We start from the raw sequence: 18,120 nt of genomic DNA on the forward strand, positions 1-18,120 counted from the left end.
CCGCGTGCGGCTGGACTGAGGAGCGCAGGTCGCCCTGCGACCAAGCGACGAGGGAAGCCGCACGCCGAAGGGCCCCGAACCCGTCGCGGCGGAGGCCGCGACCATAAGCCCGTGCGAATCCGGTCACGCGGAGGACTAACATCGTGCTACGTGACCAGCATCAGCCTTGACAGTGCGGCCTCGGCAGACCTCGACGTCGACGCGATCGTGATCGGCGTCACCCCCGGCACCGAGGGCGCGAGCCCCGGCGGGCACCCCCTCACCGGCGCGCTCGACGACGCCCTCGGCGGACGTCTCACCGCCGCCCTCACCGCGCTCGGCGCCACCGGCAAGGCCGGCGAGGTGACCAAGCTCCCGACGCTCGGCGCCGTCCCGGCGGGCGTCGTCGTCGCCGTGGGCCTCGGTGACGAGCCCGACGAGGAGACGCTGCGCCGCGCGGCGGGCGCCGCCGTCCGCGGCCTCGCCGGCACCCGCCGCGTCCTGGTCGCCCTCCCCGCCGGCACCCCCGCGCAGACCGGCGCCGCCGCGCTCGGCGCGCTGCTCGGCGCCTACGCCTTCGACGGCTACCGCACCGGCGAGCGCACCGAGCCCGTCGCCGAGCTCGTCGTCGCGGGCGACGCCGGGCACGCCGACGCCGTCGAGCGCGCCCGCGTCCTCGCCGCGTCCGTCGCCCTCGTGCGCGACCTGGTCAACACCCCGCCGTCCGACCTGTCGCCCGACGACTTCGCCACCGTCGCGCAGCGCGTCGCGGGCGAGAACCGCCTGGCGATCGAGGTGCTGGACGAGAAGGCCCTGGTGGACGGCGGCTACGGCGGCCTCATCGGCGTCGGGCAGGGCTCGGCCAACCCGCCGTGCCTCATCCGCCTCGCCTACGCCCACCCCGACGCCACCCGCACGCTCGCGCTCGTCGGCAAGGGCATCACGTTCGACTCCGGCGGCCTGTCCCTCAAGCCCGCCGACTCCATGGACTGGATGAAGTCCGACATGGGCGGCGCGGCGGCCGTGCTGGGCGCGCTCGCCGCCATCGCCAAGCTCGGGCCCGCCGTCAACGTCGTCGGCTACATGGCGATGGCCGAGAACATGCCGAGCGGCACCGCCCAGCGCCCGTCCGACGTGCTGCACCTGTACGGCGGCAAGACCGTCGAGGTCCTCAACACCGACGCCGAGGGCCGCCTCGTCCTCGCCGACGCGCTCGTCCGCGCCGCCGAGGACTCCCCCGACCTCATCGTCGACGTCGCCACCCTCACCGGCGCCGCGCTCGTCGCGCTCGGCACCCGCACCACCGGCGTCATGGCCAACGACGACGCCGTCCGCGAGGGCGTCGTCGCCGCCGCGGGCCGCGCCGGGGAGGCCGCCTGGGGGATGCCGCTCCCCGCCGACCTGCGCAAGGGCCTGGACTCCGCCGTCGCCGACCTCGCCAACATCAGCGGCGAGCGCTGGGGCGGCATGCTCACCGCCGGGGTGTTCCTCAAGGAGTTCGTCCCCGACGGCGTCAAGTGGGCCCACCTCGACATCGCCGGGCCCGCCTTCCACAAGGGCGAGCCCTACGGGTACACCCCGAAGGGCGGCACCGGAGCCGCGGCCCGTACGTTGGTACAGGTCGCGGAGGATCTCGCCGCGGGCAGCCTGTGACCGGTCCCGTCCCGGCCACCGGAGATGCCGGACGCGCGGGTACGCCACCGCGACGCGCGCGGAACGCATAGGTTGGGCGCGGAGACCGGGAACGAAGGAGATCCAGTGGTCAACAGCGACGCCTACGACATCGTCGTCCTGGGCGCGGGCAGCGGAGGGTACGCGTGCGCGTTGCGCGCCGCCGAACTCGGCCGCCGCGTGGCGCTCGTCGAACGCGACGAGAGCTTGGGCGGCACCTGCCTGAACCGCGGCTGCATCCCGACCAAGGCGCTGTTGCACGCCGCCGAGGTCGCCGACCAGACGCGCGAGGCCGCCGCGTTCGGCGTGCGGGCGACCTACGACGGCATCGACATGCCCGCCGTGGACGCCTATAAGGACAAGGTCGTCTCCACGACCGTCAAGGGCCTCACCGGCCTGATCAAGTCACGCGGCATCGACGTCGTGCGCGGCACCGGCGCCCTCACCGGCCCGACCACCGTGCGCGTCGACGGGCCGGACGGCGTCCGCGAGCTGACCGGCGAGCACATCGTGCTCGGCACCGGCTCGGCGCCGCGCAGCCTGCCCGGCCTGGACATCGACGGCGAACGCGTCATCTCGTCCGACCACGCGCTGCGGCTCGGGCGGGTGCCCGGCTCGGTCGTGGTGCTGGGCGGCGGCGTCATCGGCGTCGAGTTCGCCAGCGTGTGGCGGTCGTTCGGCGCCGAGGTCACCATCGTGGAGGCGCTGCCGCACCTGCTCCCGCTGGAGGAGCCGTCCAGCAGCAAGCGGCTGGAGCGCGCGTTCCGCAAGCGCGGCATCAAGTTCCACCTCGGCACCAAGTTCGTCGAGGCCAAGACGACGCAGGGCGGGGTGTCGGTCGTGCTGGCCGACGACACCGTCCTGGACGCCGAACTCCTGCTCGTCGCCGTCGGGCGCGGTCCCGTCTCCGACGGGATCGGGCTGGAGGCGGCCGGTGTCGCCACCGAGCGCGGGTTCGTCGTCGTCGACGAGCTGTGCCGCACGAACGTCCCCACGATCTCGGCGGTCGGCGACCTGGTCGCCACCCCGCAGCTCGCCCATGTCGGGTTCGCCGAGGGCATTCTCGTCGCCGAACGGCTGGCCGGGCTGAACCCGGCCCCGATCGACTACGACGGTGTCCCGCGCATCACCTACTCCGACCCCGAGGTCGCCTCGGTCGGCATCACGACCGAGACGGCGCGGGCGCGCGGGCACCAGGTCACCGAGGTGACCTACGACCTCGCGGGCAACCCCCGCAGCAAGATCCTCGGCACCCAGGGCGAGGTCAAGGTCATCGCCGCGGCGGGCGGTCCCGTCCTCGGCATCCACATGGTCGGCGCCCGCGTGGGCGAGCTGATCGCGGAAGGGCAGCTCATCTACAACTGGGAGGCCCTGCCGAGCGAGGTCGCCTCGCTGATCCATCCCCATCCGACCCAGTCCGAGGCGATCGGCGAGGCACACCTCGCCCTCGCCGGCAAGCCATTGCACGTGCACGGCTGAACGCCCGCACAGTAGTCGAAGGAGTCGCTGAGAGCCATGCCGGTCTCCGTCACCATGCCCCAGCTCGGCGAGAGCGTCACCGAGGGCACCGTCACCCGCTGGTTGAAGAAGGAGGGTGAGCGCGTCGAGACCGACGAGCCGCTTCTCGAAGTGTCCACCGACAAGGTGGACACCGAGATCCCCTCACCCGCGTCCGGCGTGCTGACCAGCATCACCGTCGCCGAGGACGAGACCGTCGAGGTCGGCGCCGAACTCGCGATCATCGGTGACGAGGGCGACGCCCCGTCCGGTGGCGGCGAGTCGTCCGGTCAGGACGCGGAGCAGGCCGAGCCGGAGCCCGAGCCGCAGGCCCAGGACGAGCCGGAGCAGCCGTCCGAGCCCGAGCCCGAGCAGCAGCAGTCGCAGCAGGCGCCCCCGCCGTCGGCGTGGCCGCCGCCCGCGCAGCAGCAGCAGGCTCCGGCCGAGCAGCAGAAGCCGGCCACGCCCGAGCCCGCGCCCGTCGCGCAGCAGCCGGCCCGCCGCGAGGAGACGCAGCAGGAGCCCAAGCAGGACGCCCCCTCCGGCGACGGCCCGTACGTGACGCCGCTCGTCCGCAAGCTGGCGGGCGAGCACAACGTCGACCTGAACTCCCTCACCGGGACGGGCGTCGGCGGGCGCATCCGCAAGCAGGACGTGCTGGAGGCGGCCCGCGCCGCCGAGCAGCAGGCGCAGCAGGCGCCCGCGCAGCAGGCTCCGGCGGCGCAGTCGGCGGCCCCGGCCGCCGCCCCGTCGCGTCCGGCGGCGCAGGCTCCGGCGGGCGCGCCCGCCGAGCAGCTCGCGCTGCGCGGCAAGACCGAGAAGATGACGCGCATCCGGCAGACGATCGCCCGCCGCATGGTGGAGTCGCTCCAGGTGTCGGCGCAGCTCACCACGGTCGTCGAGGTCGACGTCACCAAGATCGCGCGGCTGCGGGAGCGGGCCAAGGCCGACTTCCAGGCCCGCGAGGGCGTGAAGCTGTCGTTCATGCCGTTCTTCGCGCAGGCGACGATCGAGGCGCTCAAGGCGCACCCGAAGCTCAACGCCGTCATCGACACCGACGACAACGAGGTCACCTACCACGACGTGGAGAACCTCGCCATCGCGGTCGACGTGCCCGAGCGCGGCCTGATGGTCCCGGTGATCCACAACGCGGGCCAGCTCAACCTGGGCGGCCTCGCGCAGCGGATCGCCGACATCGCCGAGCGCACCCGCACCAACAAGGTCAGCCCGGACGAGCTGGCGGGCGGGACGTTCACGCTGACCAACACCGGCAGCCGCGGCGCCCTGTTCGACACCCCGATCCTCAACCAGCCGCAGGTCGGCATGCTCGGCACCGGCGCCGTCGTCAAGCGCCCCGCCGTCATCGACGACCCCGAGCTGGGCGAGGTCATCGCGGTGCGCTCGATGGTCTACCTCGCGCTGACCTACGACCACCGCCTGATCGACGGCGCGGACGCCGCCCGCTTCCTCGCCACGATCAAGCACCGCCTGGAGGAGGGCAACTTCGAGGCCGACCTGGGTCTCTAGCCTCCCGCGACACGCGAACGGCCCGTCACTCACGAGGTGACGGGCCGTTCGTCGCAGGGGTCAGGCGCGGCGGTCGGCCACGGCGTAGGACGCGGCGGCCGAGACGGCCGTGACGGTGAGGACGGCGGGCCAGGAGCCGATCTTCTTGGCCAGCGGGTGCGACCCGCCGAACCCCGCGACGTAGACGGTCAGCAGCCCCGCCGCCGTCGCCGGACCGGCCGCGCGCGCCCACTCCCGCGCGCACCAGGCACCGGCGGCGGCCAGCACCACCCCGCCCAGCTCCCGGCGCCGCGTGACCCGCGCCGCCGTGTACCCCCCGACCAGACCGGACGCGGCCACCGCCGCAGTGGGAATCTTCGCCATCCCCCGAGCGTATGTCCCCTCCCCCGCAGCGCGCCGACCGGCCCCGCCCGCACGGCCGCGCTCCGGCGACGCGGCAGTCCCTCGAACGCCCGTTCGTCGGTGCCGGGTCCGGCGTGCGTCGGTGCGCGGCCGAGGACCCTCCGGTGGCGGAGGTCTTACCGGCGGTTGCGCGCGCGTCGTCCTAGGGTGGGGGCATGAAGGTGACCGTGAGCGGGGCGTCGGGGTTGATCGGGGCCGCGCTCGCGCGGTCGCTGCGGGCGGACGGGCACGAGGTGCGGCGGCTGGTGCGGCGGGAGCCGTCCGCGCCGGACGAGGTGCGCTGGACGCCCGGCGAGCACGTCGATCCGGCGGCCGTGGACGGCGTGGACGCGGTCGTCCACCTCGCCGGAGCCGGAATCGGTGACCGGCCCTGGACGTCGGCGCGCAAACGGGAGATCTACGCCAGCCGCGTGTCCGGCACCCGCACGATCGCCGAGGCCGTCGCGCGTGCCGCCGCGCCGCCGCGCGTCCTGGTGTCGGGGTCCGCGATCGGCTACTACGGCGCCACCGGCGACCGGGCCGCCGACGAGGGCGCCCCGCGCGGCACCGGCTTCCTGGCCGACCTCGTCGCGGACTGGGAGGACGCCGCCGCGCCCGCCGCCGGAGCGGGCGTCCGCGTCGTCCTGCCGCGCACCGGCATCGTCCTGGATCGCTCCGGCGGCCTGCTCGGCAAGGTGCTGCCGCTGTTCCGGCTCGGGCTCGGCGCGCGGCTCGGCGACGGCCGCCAGTGGACGAGCTGGATCACCCTCGCCGACGAGGTCGCGGCGCTGCGCTTCCTGCTCGACAACGACGTGTCCGGCCCGGTGAACCTGACGGCGCCGCACCCCGTCCGCAACGCCGACTACACGCGCGAGGTCGGGCGGGCGCTCGGGCGTCCGGCGAAGCTGGCCGTCCCGGCGTTCGTGCTGCGCGCCGCGCTGCGCGACTTCGCCGACGAGGGCCCGCTGATCAGTCAGAAGGTGGTTCCGGCGCGGCTGGAGGAGGCCGGGTTCGCGTTCGCGCACCCCGAACTGCCGGATGCGCTGCGGGCCGTGCTTCGGCGCGATTAATCCCAAGTTTCGCCCAAGCGCGTCGCTTGGCGGACAGAGCGCCCTACCGTGGCCTTCCACGCTGGCACACAGAAAAGGAGCAGACCGATGAGCACTGACGGGCAGCCGCACATCCTCGCGATCGGCGGCGGGTCGTTCGTCCCCGACGACCGCTACGGCCTGTCACCGAGCCCGCTGCTGCGGTACGCGATCGACCTCACCGGGCAGGACCGGCCGCGCGTCTGCTTCCTCGCCACCGCCATGGGCGACGACCCCGCCGTGATCGCGCGCTTCTACGAGGGGTTCGGCAAGCTCGACGCCGAGGTCAGCCACGTCGCGCTGTTCCCCATGCCGAACCACGCCGACGTCCGCGCGCACCTGCTCTCCCAGGACCTCATCTACGTCAGCGGCGGCAGCGTCGCGAACCTGCTCGCGCTGTGGCGGCTGCACGGCCTCGGGGACGTCCTGCGCGAGGCGTGGGAGGCGGGCGTCGTGCTGTCGGGGCAGAGCGCGGGGGCGCTGTGCTGGCACGTCGGCGGCAACACCGACTCCTACGGCCCCGAGCTGCGCCCGCTCACCGACGGGCTGGGGTTCCTGCCGTACTCGTGCGGCGTCCACTACGACAGCGACGCGCAGCGGCGCCCGCTGCTCCAGCGGCTCGTCGGTGACGGCACGCTGCCCGCCGGGTACGCGGCCGACGAGGACGTCGCGCTGCACTACGTCGGCACCGAGTTCGTGCAGGCGGTGTCGTACCGCGAGCAGGGCGCGGCGTACCGCCTCGAACCGGACGGCGAGGGGTCGGCGAAGGAGATCCGCGTGGACCCCCGCCTGCTCGGTCCGGCGGCATAGTCTGGACGGTGTGAACACCGCAGACGTACGCGAGGCGGCCGGGCGACCCCCGGCGACCGCCGCCGCCGGGCTGGTCGTCGTCCACGCGGGCTTCGGCGCCGCCGCCGTCCCCTACGAGGACGGCTGGGAGTTGCAGCGCCGCACCCACGCGCTGCGCGCCGACGACGCGATCGGTGACACCGTCCTGCTGATGGAGCACCGCCCGGTTTACACGGCGGGCAAGCGCACCGAACCGCAGGACCGCCCCTTCGGTGACCCGGGCGCCCCCGTCGTCGACGTCGACCGGGGCGGCAAGATCACCTGGCACGGCCCGGGGCAGCTCACCGGCTATCCGATCGTCAAGCTGCCCGATCCGGTGGACGTCGTCGCGTACGTGCGGCGGCTGGAGCGGATGATGATGGCGGTCTGCGCCGAACTGGGCCTGGCTACGACGACGGTCGAGGGCCGCAGCGGGCTGTGGGTCGAGGGCACCCCCGACCGCAAGATCGGCTCGATCGGCATCCGCGTCTCGCGGGGCGTCGCGATGCACGGCTTCCAGCTCAACTGCGACCCCGACATGGCCTGGTTCGACCGCATCGTCCCGTGCGGCATCCGCGACGCCGGGTCCACCAGCCTCACCGGCGAACTCGGGCGTCCCGTTACCGTCGCCGAGGTCGTCCCGCTCGTCGAACAGCATCTCGCCGCCGCCCTCGACGCCCCCGCGATCTTCCACCGCACCACGGCGCAGCTCGCGCGCTGACGTCCGCCGCATATTCGGCTCCGCAGCGGGGAAGATCCCCGCCATCGACCACTGGGACGGACGCGGAAGGACCCTCGATGGCCCTCGGAGCAGGCGAAGTGCTGATGTTGATCCTGTCGATCGCCCTGCTCGTCGTGCAGATCGCGGTCGTCGTCGTGCTCGTGCGCTGGGGTCAGCGCCGCGCGGCGCGGCGGGGGAACCGCGCGGGCGCCCGGCGCGAGGACGTGAGCGGCGCGCGCTAGTTCTGCGTCATCAGCTTGTGCACGGCGTGGCCCTCGGCGGCGGCGTGCTGGAAGAAACGGGTCACCGCGTCGTGCATCGGGCGCAGCACGCGGTCCCGCGCGGCGTCGTCGAGGAAGCGCGCGTCCTGGACGTCGGCCGCCGCCATCGCGCGGACGTCCCAGCGCTCGGCCAGCAGCAGGAACGGCGTCGCGGTGAGGTGGTCGGCGGCGAGCTTCACGCGGTCGGGCGACAGGTAGACGACGTCGGCGCCGAGTTCGTCCGCGCCGTCCTCGGTGAGCAGGCGCCCGCCGCACACGACGTCGCTCGCGGGCTGCGGGCCGTCCCACGGGTCGCCGGTCAGCAGGTAGTGCAGCACCTGCCAGGCGCCGCCGAGGTCCAGCACCGTGTCGGCCGGACGCGCCGCGCGGCGTCCGGCGGGCCCGAACAGCAGCCGGGCGACCGCGCCGGGGTCGGCCTCGCCCTCCAGCACGGGCGGAAGCCGAAAGAACGACATGGCCAGACCCACGGTGGTCCTCCTGCGAAACGGGCGGCGGCGTGACAGGGAGTCACCCTAGAGAGATCAGCGACCGCAGGTGGCGAAACTGCCCCAATCTTGTCCTGTTCGGGACCTGATCGGGCACGGTACCGGCACCGATCATCCCGACGTAGGCTGAAGGGGTGACGACGGCGACACCTGAGGGACGCAAGCTGCTGCGCGTCGAGGCGCGCAACAGCCAGACGCCCATCGAGCGCAAACCCGACTGGATCAAGACGAAGCTGAAGATGGGCCCGCAATATCGCGAGCTCACCGGCCTGGTGAAGTCCGAGGGGCTGCACACCGTCTGCCAGGAGGCCGGCTGCCCCAACATCTACGAGTGCTGGGAAGACCGCGAGGCGACCTTCCTCATCGGCGGCGACCAGTGCACCCGCCGCTGCGACTTCTGCCAGATCGACACCGGCAAGCCCGCCGCGCTCGACCGCGACGAGCCGCGCCGCGTCGCGGAGTCCGTCGCGTCCATGGGCCTGAAGTACGCCACGATCACCGGCGTCGCCCGCGACGACCTGGAGGACGGCGGCGCCTGGCTGTACGCCGAGACGGTCCGCCGCATCCACGCGGCGGTGCCGGGCTGCGGCGTCGAGCTGCTCATCCCCGACTTCAACGCCGACCCCGGCCAGCTCGCGGAGGTGTTCGGGTCGCGGCCCGAGGTGCTCGCGCACAACGTCGAGACGGTGCCGCGCATCTTCAAGCGCATCCGGCCCGGGTTCCGCTACGAGCGCTCCCTCGACGTCATCACCCGCGCCCGCGAAGACGGTCTGGTCACCAAGTCCAACCTCATCCTCGGCATGGGCGAGACCCGCGAGGAGGTCTCCGAGGCGCTGCGCGACCTGCACTCCGCCGGTTGCGAACTCGTCACGATCACGCAGTACCTGCGGCCGTCCCCGCGCCACCACCCGGTGGAGCGCTGGGTCAAGCCGGAGGAGTTCGTGGAGCTGTCCGCCGAGGCCGAGGCCATCGGGTTCGCGGGCGTCATGTCCGGCCCGCTGGTGCGTTCCAGCTACCGCGCCGGGCGGCTGTACCAGCAGGCGATCGAGGCGCGCGACCGCTGAGCGGGATCACCGGACTATCCTGGACGCATGTCGAAGAAGCCCAAGGACGGGGCCCAGGACAGTCCGGGTCGGTTCGCCCAGATCCGGATGGTCGCCAAGGTTCTCCGTCAGCAGGACCCGAAGGCCCTGCCGATCGTCGCCGCCGCCGCGCTCGGGACGCTCGCCGTCCTCATCGTCATCGGCTGGCTGATCGGCCAGCTCTGGTTCTTCATCCCGCTGGGGGTCCTGGCCGCCGTCCTGGTCGGCATGATCGTGTTCAGCCGCCGTGCGCAGCGGGCGCAGTACAAGGTGCTGGCCGGGCAGCCCGGCGCCGCCGCCGCGATCCTCCAGAACATGCGGGGCGGCTGGACGGTCACCGAGGCCGTCACCGGCAACCGCAACCTCGACATGGTCCACCGCGCCGTCGGCCGCGCGGGCGTCGTCCTGGTCTCCGAGGGGCCGCGCAGCCGCGTCGGCCCGCTGCTGGGCGCCGAGAAGAAGCGCATCTCCCGCGCCGCGCAGCAGGTGCCCATCTACGACGTCCAGGTCGGTGAGGAGGAGGGCCAGATCCCGGTGGACAAGCTCCAGCGCCACCTGATGAAGCTGCCCCGCAACCTCACCAAGCCGCAGCTCGCCGACCTCAACGGCCGGCTCCAGGCGCTCCCCCGCGCCGTGCAGATGCCGAAGGGCCCCGTTCCCCGGGGCGCCCGCATGCCGAAGAGCCCCAAGCCGCGCAGCCGCTGACCGCATCGCAGAAGGCGCCCCCTCGGGGGCGCCTTTCTCGTCAGCGGTGGACGACGATCGTGTTGGCGGCGCGGTCGTGGAGACCGCGGTAGTCGCGGTCCCACACCAGGGCCGGGACGACGAGCAGGAGCAGCGCGGCGCGGGCGGCGGCCCAGCCGAACCCGACGCGGCGGCCGTCGAGGCGGACCGTCCGCAGGCCGAGGACGGCCTTGCCGAGCGTGACGCCCGTCAGCGCGGTGAGCAGCCACGCCTGGACGCCGAAGATCGCGAGGGTGAGCAGGCTGCGCTGGGACGGCTCCCAGCCGAGCGCCTGGACGAGCAGACCGGCGACGAGCAGGGACGCGAGCCAGTCGAGGAACAGGGCGCCGAGCCTGCGTCCGTACCCGGCGACCGAGCCGCTGCCCTGCTCGGGCAGGCCGTACCGCTCCCCCGGGCGGCCGAGGTCGACCCCGGCCGAGCGGGCGCCGCTCAGCCACGTCTGCGTCCAGCGCGGCCCGTCACCGCGACGCGTGTCACCACTGCTCATAGGCATACGCTATCCGCTCAGGGGTAGGGCGATGTCTGCTCGGTGCCCTTCCGGGGGTCCACGTGGCCCACGTCACCGAGTGAGATGTAACACAGGCGAAACACATGGGACATGGCCGGGAAACGGCCGCGTCCTAGCCTGCCCGAGCAGCCATGAGCGCCCCAAGGAGGCTGAATGTTCAGCAGTGCCGATGAGGTCCTGAGCTACATCAGGGACGAGGACGTCCGGTTCGTCGACTGCCGCTTCGTCGACCTGCCCGGCAAGATGCAGCACTTCACGTTCCCCGTGGAGAGCTTCGGCGAGAGCGTCTTCACCGACGGACTGATGTTCGACGGCTCGTCGGTTCGCGGGTTCCAGGAGATCCACGAGTCCGACATGCTGCTGCTACCGGACCCGACGACCGCCGTCGTCGACCCGTTCCGCCAGCACAAGACACTGAACCTGAACTTCTTCGTGCACGACCCGCTGACGGGCGAGCCCTACAGCCGCGACCCGCGCAACGTCGCCAAGAAGGCCCAGGACTACCTGCGCGGCACCGGCATCGCCGACACCGCCTACGTCGGCCCCGAGGCCGAGTTCTACATCTTCGACGACGTCCGCTTCGAGACGAAGCAGAACGCCGGCTACTACTACCTCGACTCGATCGAGGGCGCGTGGAACACCGGCCGCGAGGAGCCCGGCGGCAACCTCGGCGCCAAGCCGCCGTACAAGGGCGGCTACTTCCCCGTCCCGCCGATGGACCATTACACCGACCTGCGGTCGGAGATGGTGACGCAGCTCCTCAAGTCCGGCATCACCGTGGAGATGCAGCACCACGAGGTCGGCACGGCCGGTCAGGCGGAGATCGACTTCCGTTTCGACACGCTGCTGCGCAGCGCCGACCAGCTCATGCTCTACAAGTACATCGTGAAGAACGTGGCGCGCGCGGCGGGCAAGACCGTCACGTTCATGCCGAAGCCGATCTTCGGCGACAACGGGTCGGGCATGCACGTCCACCAGTCGCTGTGGAAGGACGGCTCGCCGCTCTTCTACGACGAGGTCGGCTACGCGGGCCTGTCCGACAACGCCCGCTTCTACATCGGCGGCCTGCTCCGGCACGCCCCGTCGCTGCTGGCGTTCACGAACCCGACGGTGAACTCCTACCACCGCCTGGTCCCCGGCTACGAGGCCCCGGTCAACCTGGTCTACTCCCAGCGCAACCGCTCGGCCTGCATCCGCATCCCGATCACCGGTTCGAACCCGAAGGCCAAGCGCGTCGAGTTCCGCGTCCCGGACCCGTCCTGCAACCCGTACCTGGCGTTCTCGGCGATGCTGATGGCCGGGCTCGACGGCATCAAGAACAAGATCGAGCCCGCCGACCCGGTCGACAAGGACCTCTACGAGCTGCCCCCCGAGGAGATGCGCGCCATCCCCCAGGTCCCGGGCTCCCTCGACGCGGTCCTCACGTCCCTGGAGAACGACCACGACTTCCTGCTGGAAGGCGGCGTCTTCACCCCGGACCTCATCGAGACCTGGATCAGCATGAAGCGCGAATTCGAGATCGACCCGATCCGCCTCCGCCCCCACCCCCACGAATTCGAGCTGTACTACGACATCTAGCCCGCACCACGGCGCGCTCCCGGGCCGCCGCCCCCACCGGGGGCGGCGGCCCGCCGCATGCGGGGAGGTGTCAGCCCGAAGTCACGTTGCGGGAGGCTCGGGCACACGCCAAGTAATCTGAAAGCGTTCGCACGGCGGCAGATCCGGCCGGCCGACCGGCCGAACTTCCTTGATGAGGTAGCCGAAGACGAGATGGTGAGCTTCCTCCGAGACCTCATCCCAGGTGGCGGGAGTCACGGTCATGATCTCTCTCATCAGGGCCAGATCTGACTCCGCCTCCAACATCTCCAGCCTCTCCTCCCGGTCCATCGTCTCGTCGCTTCGCATCGCACGAATGGAATCCTGCAGGAGATTGGGCTCGTGTCGGAGCCGTCGAAGGATCTCCAGACAACCGAACTGAAACACCGCGTGCGCTTCTGCCACCTCAGAGCCCGGATCACGGTAACCATAGGGCACACCTTCGTCCGCTCCGACATAGTCGCCCTTGAGCGAGCGAAGCAACGCACGCAGGAAGAACTCCGCGCCGGACTCCTCAATCGTTCGGAGACTCACGCGAACCCAATCGTCCTCCGAGATCAGAGTCTCATGGGGTGTCGCGAGGGATGGATGAATCTCGATGGCGTTGTAGGGGTTGCTCAGAACGCCAACGACCTGTTCCGCAGTCCACTGGCCGTCTTCACCACCCCAACCGCCGAGGACCAGTTCTCGCGCCGACTTCATCGCACCGGCATCGCCGTCACGTATTGCACGCCACAGAGGCAGGAATCTGGCCACCTCCGCCTGATGATCCCGAGGCGGAGCACACTTCTCAGCGAGCACCGCGACGATCGAATGAACGGTCTCCCAGCGCGGCACACGCAATCCCTTGAGAGCGGTCCGTACGCCCTCGTGACTGACAGAGTCGGGAAGGTCGTCCCGCTCCTTGGTGAGAGCACTTACCCGGCGCGCGCCCGGTGAACCGGCTGCACGATGCAGTTCCTGGAGTGCCTGAGCCAGTTCGCGATGCGCCTCGTCTCGCTGGTCAGAGGATGTGGTGGCCACTCTCTCGAACCTGCTTCCTGGGGTGAGGCGCCAGATATCGCCAACATCGTACGAGCAGCAGGTCGACGGCGCGTCAGTTCCCGCCAAGTTCCGCGCCGCGCCCGCCAGACTGTGACAGTCGGCCCCCGAACGCCGAGAGGATGAGGCATCGCACCGACGTCGACAGAAGGACCGCGCCTGTGCATGTCCCCGCCTACGCGTATGCCACGATCCGTGCCGCGCTCCCGGCCATACCCACATCCCGCCAAGTCGAGGCTCTCGACTGCTGTCTGTGCGCCAGCGCGTTCGACGGCCATGAGCCGATACCGCTTGGACCAACCGAGTCGTCCGGACTCTTCGCCTGCCGCCCCTGCCTGACCCGTTTCGTCGCCCGAGCTCGTCGAGCGCGCGACCACGCACTGGTAGAAGACGCGGAGCGGGCGCGCGCAGAGGAGGAACAGTGGACAGCGTCGCGTGCGCATTACCTGGACCGGCTCTGTGCTGTACGCCGGGCCGCCGATGCGGTCGCGGGACTGGCCTCCGAGGATGAGGTCGAACCGCTTGAGATCGCCTGGCTCCTGGTGTCGCTCGAATCTAGCCACGACTGGACCGTGGGCGATGCTCCTACTCGCCCCGCGTCGATGGAGCCCACGGACACGGAATGGAGAGACCAGAACCTGCGCATCTCCTTGGCGATGATCGCAGCGCGCGAGGCGGTGGCAAGCAGGCTCGCTTATCATTTGATCAATGAAGCGTCCCCCTTGGACGATTCATCCGATGAAGTGGAGTGCACGGCCGACTGTCACGGCGAGCATGGCGTTTCACATATCGACTGCGGCCCGGATGAGATCTTCGATTCCCTGACCACCAGAGGGATCGCAATCGAGCGCCCGGACGACGCGCCGCATCAGACAGCACAGCGGACGACTGGCACGCCCCCTTCTCCGTCGACGCCGGACGATGAGCAGCTGACTTCCGTTCTTGAATATCTCAAGATTGACTCAGGCGACACCAAACTACTGATCAACTGTGCCGCAGTCGGACTCGTCGCCGCCGCATGGCGCACTGGCCCCCTGGAGGACATCCTCGCGACGGCCGATGGACCGAGTGACGGCGAAATGCTCGCGCAGAGCGTTGACCTTTACCGCCGGGCGAGAACATCTCTCATCGCCGCGAAAGAGAAAGGGCCCGAAGCATTGTCTACTTTTCAGATCATCGCCTCGGACGTTCACCTACGCTGGGCCGGCGGCTCGAACTTCACCTTGAGTGCGAGCGGTGGGCCTTTGAAGGAGTTCGTAGAACACGTCGAGACGCAGACATGGCACATGTCGAAACTGATGCGCGAGAGAGGCTGGCGAGGAGCGTTGTTGCACGGGGCCGCGATCGGCGCCCTCAGAGCTCCCGCGCACTTTGGCATGCCCGGCTGGAATACGGTCGTCAAGGCAGCAGTGGGGCATCTTGCCGTACTGGAGCCGTCGGACGTGCCGGAACCGCTCCAAGACCGCGCAACGTTGGCGAACTTTTTGCTCGATGCACCCGACGAGCTAGGCGTGAAAATTCTCGACTGGATGTGCGCTCGAGAACTGTTCGACCAGCGGACCGAATGATTGCAAGTAAGAATCATTTCCCGAACGGCAATTTTGAAAGCGAAATTCTGCACACTCGCCCGCCTCAGTAGGTGTCATGGTCCAACGAGAGTGGAGACAGCGCGTGAACTGGGACAAGACCACCTTGATCATCCTCGCCTCGTTCGGCTGCGTGACTCTCCTACTCACGCAGATCAGCGATGTATTGTCCCGGCTGCCCCCCATCATCCGTGCTTGGCGGCGAGTGCGTCAGGAACTCAGAGGTGGCGCCGAGCGAAATGCGAGGGATCAAGCAGGCATCGTCGAATCTACTCCTTCCACACTCGAAGCGGACGGCTCCCTAGGACGTCCGGGCACCGGTGCAGCCCTCGGAACTAGTGAAGAGTGACGACGGCTCGGCCGAAGCCGCAGGGAACAGTTCCGTCGTCGGCTGGATCTGATGTCACAGAACCGCGGAGATGCGGGGGTCGGTGGAGGGGACGGGGGGCTCGTCGGTGATCCACGGGGTGCCGGAGAAGTGGGTGGTGAAGATCTTTTCGGCGGTGCGGGTGGCGAGGGCCTGGGTGGTGAGGGTGGGGTTGGGGCCGCCCAGGGCGTTGGGGAGGGCGGAGTTGTCGGCGACGTAGAGGGCCGAGACCCAGCGGCTCTGGGCGTCGGCGTCCAGGACGGAGTTCGCGGCCGAGGCGCCCATGCGCATCGACGAGTGGATGTGCAGCAGGAGGGGCGCCCAGTCCATGCGGTGGACGCGGCGGGCACCGGCCTTGCGGAGCAGTTCGGCGGCGCGGCGGGCCAGGTACTCGCGGGAGTCGGCGGTGCGGCGGCTGCGGGATCGGTGGCGGAGGACCGCCTTGGGGATCTGGCCGTGCTCGTCGGTGGGCAGCGCCGACAGGGTGACGCGGTTGTCGGGTTCGACGTCGTCGCCCGTCAGGATCAGGACGTTGAGCAGCCGGTCCACGCCGTGCGCCAGCAGCTCCTTCAGCTCGGGGCCGACGACGCGTCCCGCGCGGCCGTCCCACGGTCCGGTCGGGCCGCGGCCGTTGCGGTAGCGGCCCCGGATGCCGCTGTCGGACAGCGCGAACGAGAACGCCTGCATCGCGGGCGGGACGCCGACGTTCTCCAGCGACCCGTAGCCGGGGAAGTCGCAGCGGGCGGCCGACGACGGGCCGCGCGACGAGCCGGTGTCGTCGTCGAACACCCCGGTGACGAAGTCGAGGTGGTGGTCGGTCAGGCCCCGTCCGACCCAGCCGTTCGGGTTCGGCAGGCCGCTGTTCAGCCAGAGCCGGGGCGTCTCCGTCGTGCCTCCGGCGAGGACGACGACCTTCGCGTCCTCCCGGTGCGTCTCCCCCGTCGTCACCGACCGCCACGTCACGCCGGTCGCCGTCGTCCGTCCGGAGCGTCGTGCCGTGTGCACGCGCGTGACGTACGCGTCGGCGAGCAGCGTCACCGCGCGGCCGTGGCGTGACCAGGCGGGGGCCGTCAGCGCCATCGGCACGTAGCTGTTGTCGGTAGAGCGTTTGGCGGCCTGGTTGCGCGGCGCTCCGGCGGGCTCCATGCAGCCTTGCAGGCAGTAGCCGCAGAACGTGCAGCCGGTGGCCTGCGGGTGGCGCAGCCGTGCCGGGTCTCCGGTGCGCCCGGCCGTGCCGCCGGGTTGCAGGATCGCGTTCTCCTGCGGGCGGAACGACGCCGTCAGCGTGTCCTTGGTCGTCTGGACGGGCAGGCCGAGCCGTTCGGCTCCGCCGAGGAACACGGTCTCCTTGACGCCCATCGCCGCCGTCTGCACCGGCAGCGTCGCCTCGACCCACGCGTAGTACGGCACCAGCTCCTCGTACCGGAACGGGAAGGCGTGGGCGGTGTCGTACATCGCCCGGTCCGCGCCGGTGTATCCGGCGAACACGCCCCGGAACGCGCGCGGCGAGTTGCCGTAGTAGTGCAGGGTCGTCCCGCCGACGCCGGTGGCCTGGAGGAGGTAGGAGTTCTGCGGCGTCTCGCGCAGCCAGGCGGGGGCGTCCCGGTCGGACGGCCCGGCGCGCAGGAACCCCGTCAGCGGGTTGTTCGCGTCGTTCTCCAGGTGGGTCCACTCGCGGCGCGGGTCGCCGTGCCGGGCGCCGCCCTCCAGCAGCAGGACGTCCAGTCCCCGCGACGCCAGCTCCTTCGCGACGACGGGCCCGCCGCCGCCCGCCCCGACGACGATCACGTCCCGGCTCATCCGGTCGCCTCCCTGCGCCCCTGGTAGTAGCCGCGGAACTCGGGGCGGCCCTCGGCGGCGGGCGTGTAGCCGCTGACGCGCCAGCCGACGGGGGTGCCGCGCAGTTCCCGGGCGTCGCGGTCCCAGACGGCCCATTCGGAGTAGCCGCCGAGCGCGGTCAGCTCCAGCAGCGCGCCGCCGAGGAACCGCAGCAGCCCGGACGCGGTGCGGCGCAGCGGCTCGGGCAGCCGCGCGTCCAAGATCTCGACGAGGTCGGGGTCGGCGCCCTCCAGCAGCTCGAACACGCGGGCCTTGCGGTCGAAGGACAGCCGCGCGAACGGCGTGCGGAACGGCCCGGCGACGGTCCACGGCGCGACCCGCAGCGCCTGCACGTTGAGCAGCAGCGCCACGACCGGCGACAGCGGGACGGACGCGTCGCTCCGCAGCAGCGGCGTCCCGCCCGCGCCGGCGTCGCCGGGCACCGCCGCGAGCAGCCCCCGGGCGAGGGACGCGGCGGGCAGGTCGGGGACGGGCAGGTACCGGTCGAGGGCGTCCACGAGGAACTCGGGCGTGCGCGCCTCGATGCCGCCGGGTTCGCGGCGCGGCGTGCCCTGCGCCCGGGAGTACGCGTCGGGGCCGGGCATGACGAAGGCGGCCAGGCCGCTCATCGTGTCGAGCGTCCACAGCGTGAGCGCGTCGGGCGCGGCGGCCCGCGCGGGCGGCGGCAGGCCGAGGGACGGGACGGCCGCGACGGCGGCGGCGAGCCCGGCGGCGCCGAGCAGGGTACGTCGGTCGGGGGAAGCCGTGCCGGTCACAGGAACCACCGCTCTCGGTCGCCGTCCGCGGGTGCCCCACCGTATTGGACGACTTGTCAGAGAGGGTTGGCGGAAAACGCCAAGCCCGCCCGCGCGGTTTCATCGCCCTCCCCCTAGGCGCGGACGTTTCAGCCGCCCAGCACG

The 18,120-nt window shown here is 71.4% G+C and carries 17 protein-coding genes; 11 read left to right on the top strand and 6 right to left on the bottom strand.

Annotated elements, in window-relative coordinates:
- Positions 1 to 150: 150 nt before the first annotated feature.
- The 3 genes from C229_RS0109785 to sucB all read left to right on the top strand — a co-directional run bounded on the left by C229_RS0109785 (position 151) and on the right by sucB (position 4,674).
- Positions 151 to 1,632: a leucyl aminopeptidase gene (locus C229_RS0109785; protein WP_018654887.1), complete on the top strand. Its 1,482-nt coding sequence runs from the start codon at positions 151 to 153 to the stop codon at positions 1,630 to 1,632.
- Between the two features lie 105 nt (positions 1,633 to 1,737).
- Entirely contained in the window at positions 1,738 to 3,129 is a 1,392-nt protein-coding gene (gene lpdA, locus C229_RS0109790) for a dihydrolipoyl dehydrogenase (RefSeq protein ID WP_018654888.1), read from the top strand.
- A gap of 36 nt (positions 3,130 to 3,165) precedes the next feature.
- Positions 3,166 to 4,674 (top strand): 2-oxoglutarate dehydrogenase, E2 component, dihydrolipoamide succinyltransferase, encoded by a 1,509-nt coding sequence (gene sucB, locus C229_RS0109795; RefSeq protein ID WP_018654889.1) that lies wholly within the window; start codon positions 3,166 to 3,168, stop codon positions 4,672 to 4,674.
- Positions 4,675 to 4,734: 60 nt separating this feature from the next.
- On the opposite strand, the gene C229_RS0109800 is transcribed toward sucB, so the two are convergent.
- Positions 4,735 to 5,037: a hypothetical protein gene (locus tag C229_RS0109800; RefSeq protein WP_026313625.1), complete on the bottom strand. Its 303-nt coding sequence runs from the start codon at positions 5,035 to 5,037 to the stop codon at positions 4,735 to 4,737.
- Positions 5,038 to 5,231: 194 nt separating this feature from the next.
- On the opposite strand from C229_RS0109800, the gene C229_RS0109805 reads away from it, so the two are divergent.
- From C229_RS0109805 to C229_RS34160, 4 genes are all read left to right on the top strand, one after another.
- The gene (locus C229_RS0109805; RefSeq protein WP_018654891.1) at positions 5,232 to 6,125 is read left to right on the top strand and encodes a TIGR01777 family oxidoreductase; all 894 of its coding nucleotides are present in this window, start codon (positions 5,232 to 5,234) and stop codon (positions 6,123 to 6,125) included.
- A gap of 87 nt (positions 6,126 to 6,212) precedes the next feature.
- Positions 6,213 to 6,953, top strand: coding sequence for a Type 1 glutamine amidotransferase-like domain-containing protein (locus C229_RS0109810; RefSeq protein ID WP_018654892.1), 741 nt, complete (start codon positions 6,213 to 6,215; stop codon positions 6,951 to 6,953).
- Positions 6,954 to 7,023: 70 nt separating this feature from the next.
- Entirely contained in the window at positions 7,024 to 7,692 is a 669-nt protein-coding gene (gene lipB, locus C229_RS0109815; RefSeq protein ID WP_051108950.1) for a lipoyl(octanoyl) transferase LipB, read from the top strand.
- 77 nt (positions 7,693 to 7,769) lie between these two features.
- Complete coding sequence (locus C229_RS34160) at positions 7,770 to 7,934, top strand: hypothetical protein (protein WP_155884747.1); 165 nt, start codon at positions 7,770 to 7,772, stop codon at positions 7,932 to 7,934.
- On the opposite strand, the gene C229_RS0109825 is transcribed toward C229_RS34160, so the two are convergent.
- Complete coding sequence (locus tag C229_RS0109825) at positions 7,931 to 8,440, bottom strand: YfbM family protein (protein ID WP_018654895.1); 510 nt, start codon at positions 8,438 to 8,440, stop codon at positions 7,931 to 7,933. The two genes, C229_RS34160 and C229_RS0109825, sit on opposite strands and share 4 nt — an antisense overlap.
- Before the next feature lie 152 nt (positions 8,441 to 8,592).
- Here C229_RS0109825 and lipA point away from each other — a divergent pair, with 152 nt between their 5' ends.
- Positions 8,593 to 9,522: a lipoyl synthase gene (lipA, locus tag C229_RS0109830; RefSeq protein ID WP_018654896.1), complete on the top strand. Its 930-nt coding sequence runs from the start codon at positions 8,593 to 8,595 to the stop codon at positions 9,520 to 9,522.
- 27 nt (positions 9,523 to 9,549) lie between these two features.
- Positions 9,550 to 10,245, top strand: a complete 696-nt coding sequence (locus tag C229_RS0109835; protein WP_018654897.1) for a DUF4191 domain-containing protein — start codon at positions 9,550 to 9,552, stop codon at positions 10,243 to 10,245.
- Positions 10,246 to 10,285: 40 nt separating this feature from the next.
- Here C229_RS0109835 and C229_RS0109840 read toward each other — a convergent pair whose 3' ends face one another.
- Complete coding sequence (locus tag C229_RS0109840; RefSeq protein ID WP_018654898.1) at positions 10,286 to 10,771, bottom strand: RDD family protein; 486 nt, start codon at positions 10,769 to 10,771, stop codon at positions 10,286 to 10,288.
- A 174-nt stretch (positions 10,772 to 10,945) separates the two neighbouring features.
- Here C229_RS0109840 and glnA point away from each other — a divergent pair, with 174 nt between their 5' ends.
- Positions 10,946 to 12,370, top strand: coding sequence for a type I glutamate--ammonia ligase (gene glnA, locus C229_RS0109845; RefSeq protein ID WP_018654899.1), 1,425 nt, complete (start codon positions 10,946 to 10,948; stop codon positions 12,368 to 12,370).
- Between the two features lie 81 nt (positions 12,371 to 12,451).
- Here glnA and C229_RS0109850 read toward each other — a convergent pair whose 3' ends face one another.
- On the bottom strand, positions 12,452 to 13,411 hold the full coding sequence (locus C229_RS0109850; protein ID WP_026313626.1) for a hypothetical protein: 960 nt from the start codon (positions 13,409 to 13,411) through the stop codon (positions 12,452 to 12,454).
- A gap of 179 nt (positions 13,412 to 13,590) precedes the next feature.
- Between C229_RS0109850 and C229_RS0109855 the strand changes: the two genes are divergently transcribed.
- On the top strand, positions 13,591 to 14,997 hold the full coding sequence (locus C229_RS0109855; protein ID WP_018654901.1) for a hypothetical protein: 1,407 nt from the start codon (positions 13,591 to 13,593) through the stop codon (positions 14,995 to 14,997).
- A 421-nt stretch (positions 14,998 to 15,418) separates the two neighbouring features.
- On the opposite strand, the gene C229_RS0109860 is transcribed toward C229_RS0109855, so the two are convergent.
- Together C229_RS0109860 and C229_RS0109865 are read right to left on the bottom strand one after the other, a co-directional pair.
- On the bottom strand, positions 15,419 to 17,182 hold the full coding sequence (locus C229_RS0109860; protein ID WP_018654902.1) for a GMC family oxidoreductase N-terminal domain-containing protein: 1,764 nt from the start codon (positions 17,180 to 17,182) through the stop codon (positions 15,419 to 15,421).
- Positions 17,179 to 17,976, bottom strand: coding sequence for a hypothetical protein (locus tag C229_RS0109865; protein WP_018654903.1), 798 nt, complete (start codon positions 17,974 to 17,976; stop codon positions 17,179 to 17,181). Before C229_RS0109865 ends, C229_RS0109860 begins: the two co-directional genes overlap by 4 nt.
- Positions 17,977 to 18,120 lie beyond the last annotated feature (144 nt).

This window comes from Actinomadura flavalba DSM 45200, assembly GCF_000374305.1.
Classification (GTDB): domain Bacteria; phylum Actinomycetota; class Actinomycetes; order Streptosporangiales; family Streptosporangiaceae; genus Spirillospora; species Spirillospora flavalba.

Bases quoted from the DNA above. Each gene is read 5' to 3' on its own strand.
- sucB (WP_018654889.1), top strand. From the start codon at position 3,166: ATGCCGGTCTCCGTCACCATGCCCCAGCTCGGCGAGAGCGTCACCGAG.
- C229_RS0109800 (WP_026313625.1), bottom strand. From the start codon at position 5,037: ATGGCGAAGATTCCCACTGCGGCGGTGGCCGCGTCCGGTCTGGTCGGG.
- C229_RS0109805 (WP_018654891.1), top strand. From the start codon at position 5,232: ATGAAGGTGACCGTGAGCGGGGCGTCGGGGTTGATCGGGGCCGCGCTC.
- C229_RS0109810 (WP_018654892.1), top strand. From the start codon at position 6,213: ATGAGCACTGACGGGCAGCCGCACATCCTCGCGATCGGCGGCGGGTCG.
- C229_RS34160 (WP_155884747.1), top strand. From the start codon at position 7,770: ATGGCCCTCGGAGCAGGCGAAGTGCTGATGTTGATCCTGTCGATCGCC.
- C229_RS0109835 (WP_018654897.1), top strand. From the start codon at position 9,550: ATGTCGAAGAAGCCCAAGGACGGGGCCCAGGACAGTCCGGGTCGGTTC.
- C229_RS0109840 (WP_018654898.1), bottom strand. From the start codon at position 10,771: ATGAGCAGTGGTGACACGCGTCGCGGTGACGGGCCGCGCTGGACGCAG.
- glnA (WP_018654899.1), top strand. From the start codon at position 10,946: ATGTTCAGCAGTGCCGATGAGGTCCTGAGCTACATCAGGGACGAGGAC.
- C229_RS0109860 (WP_018654902.1), bottom strand. From the start codon at position 17,182: ATGAGCCGGGACGTGATCGTCGTCGGGGCGGGCGGCGGCGGGCCCGTC.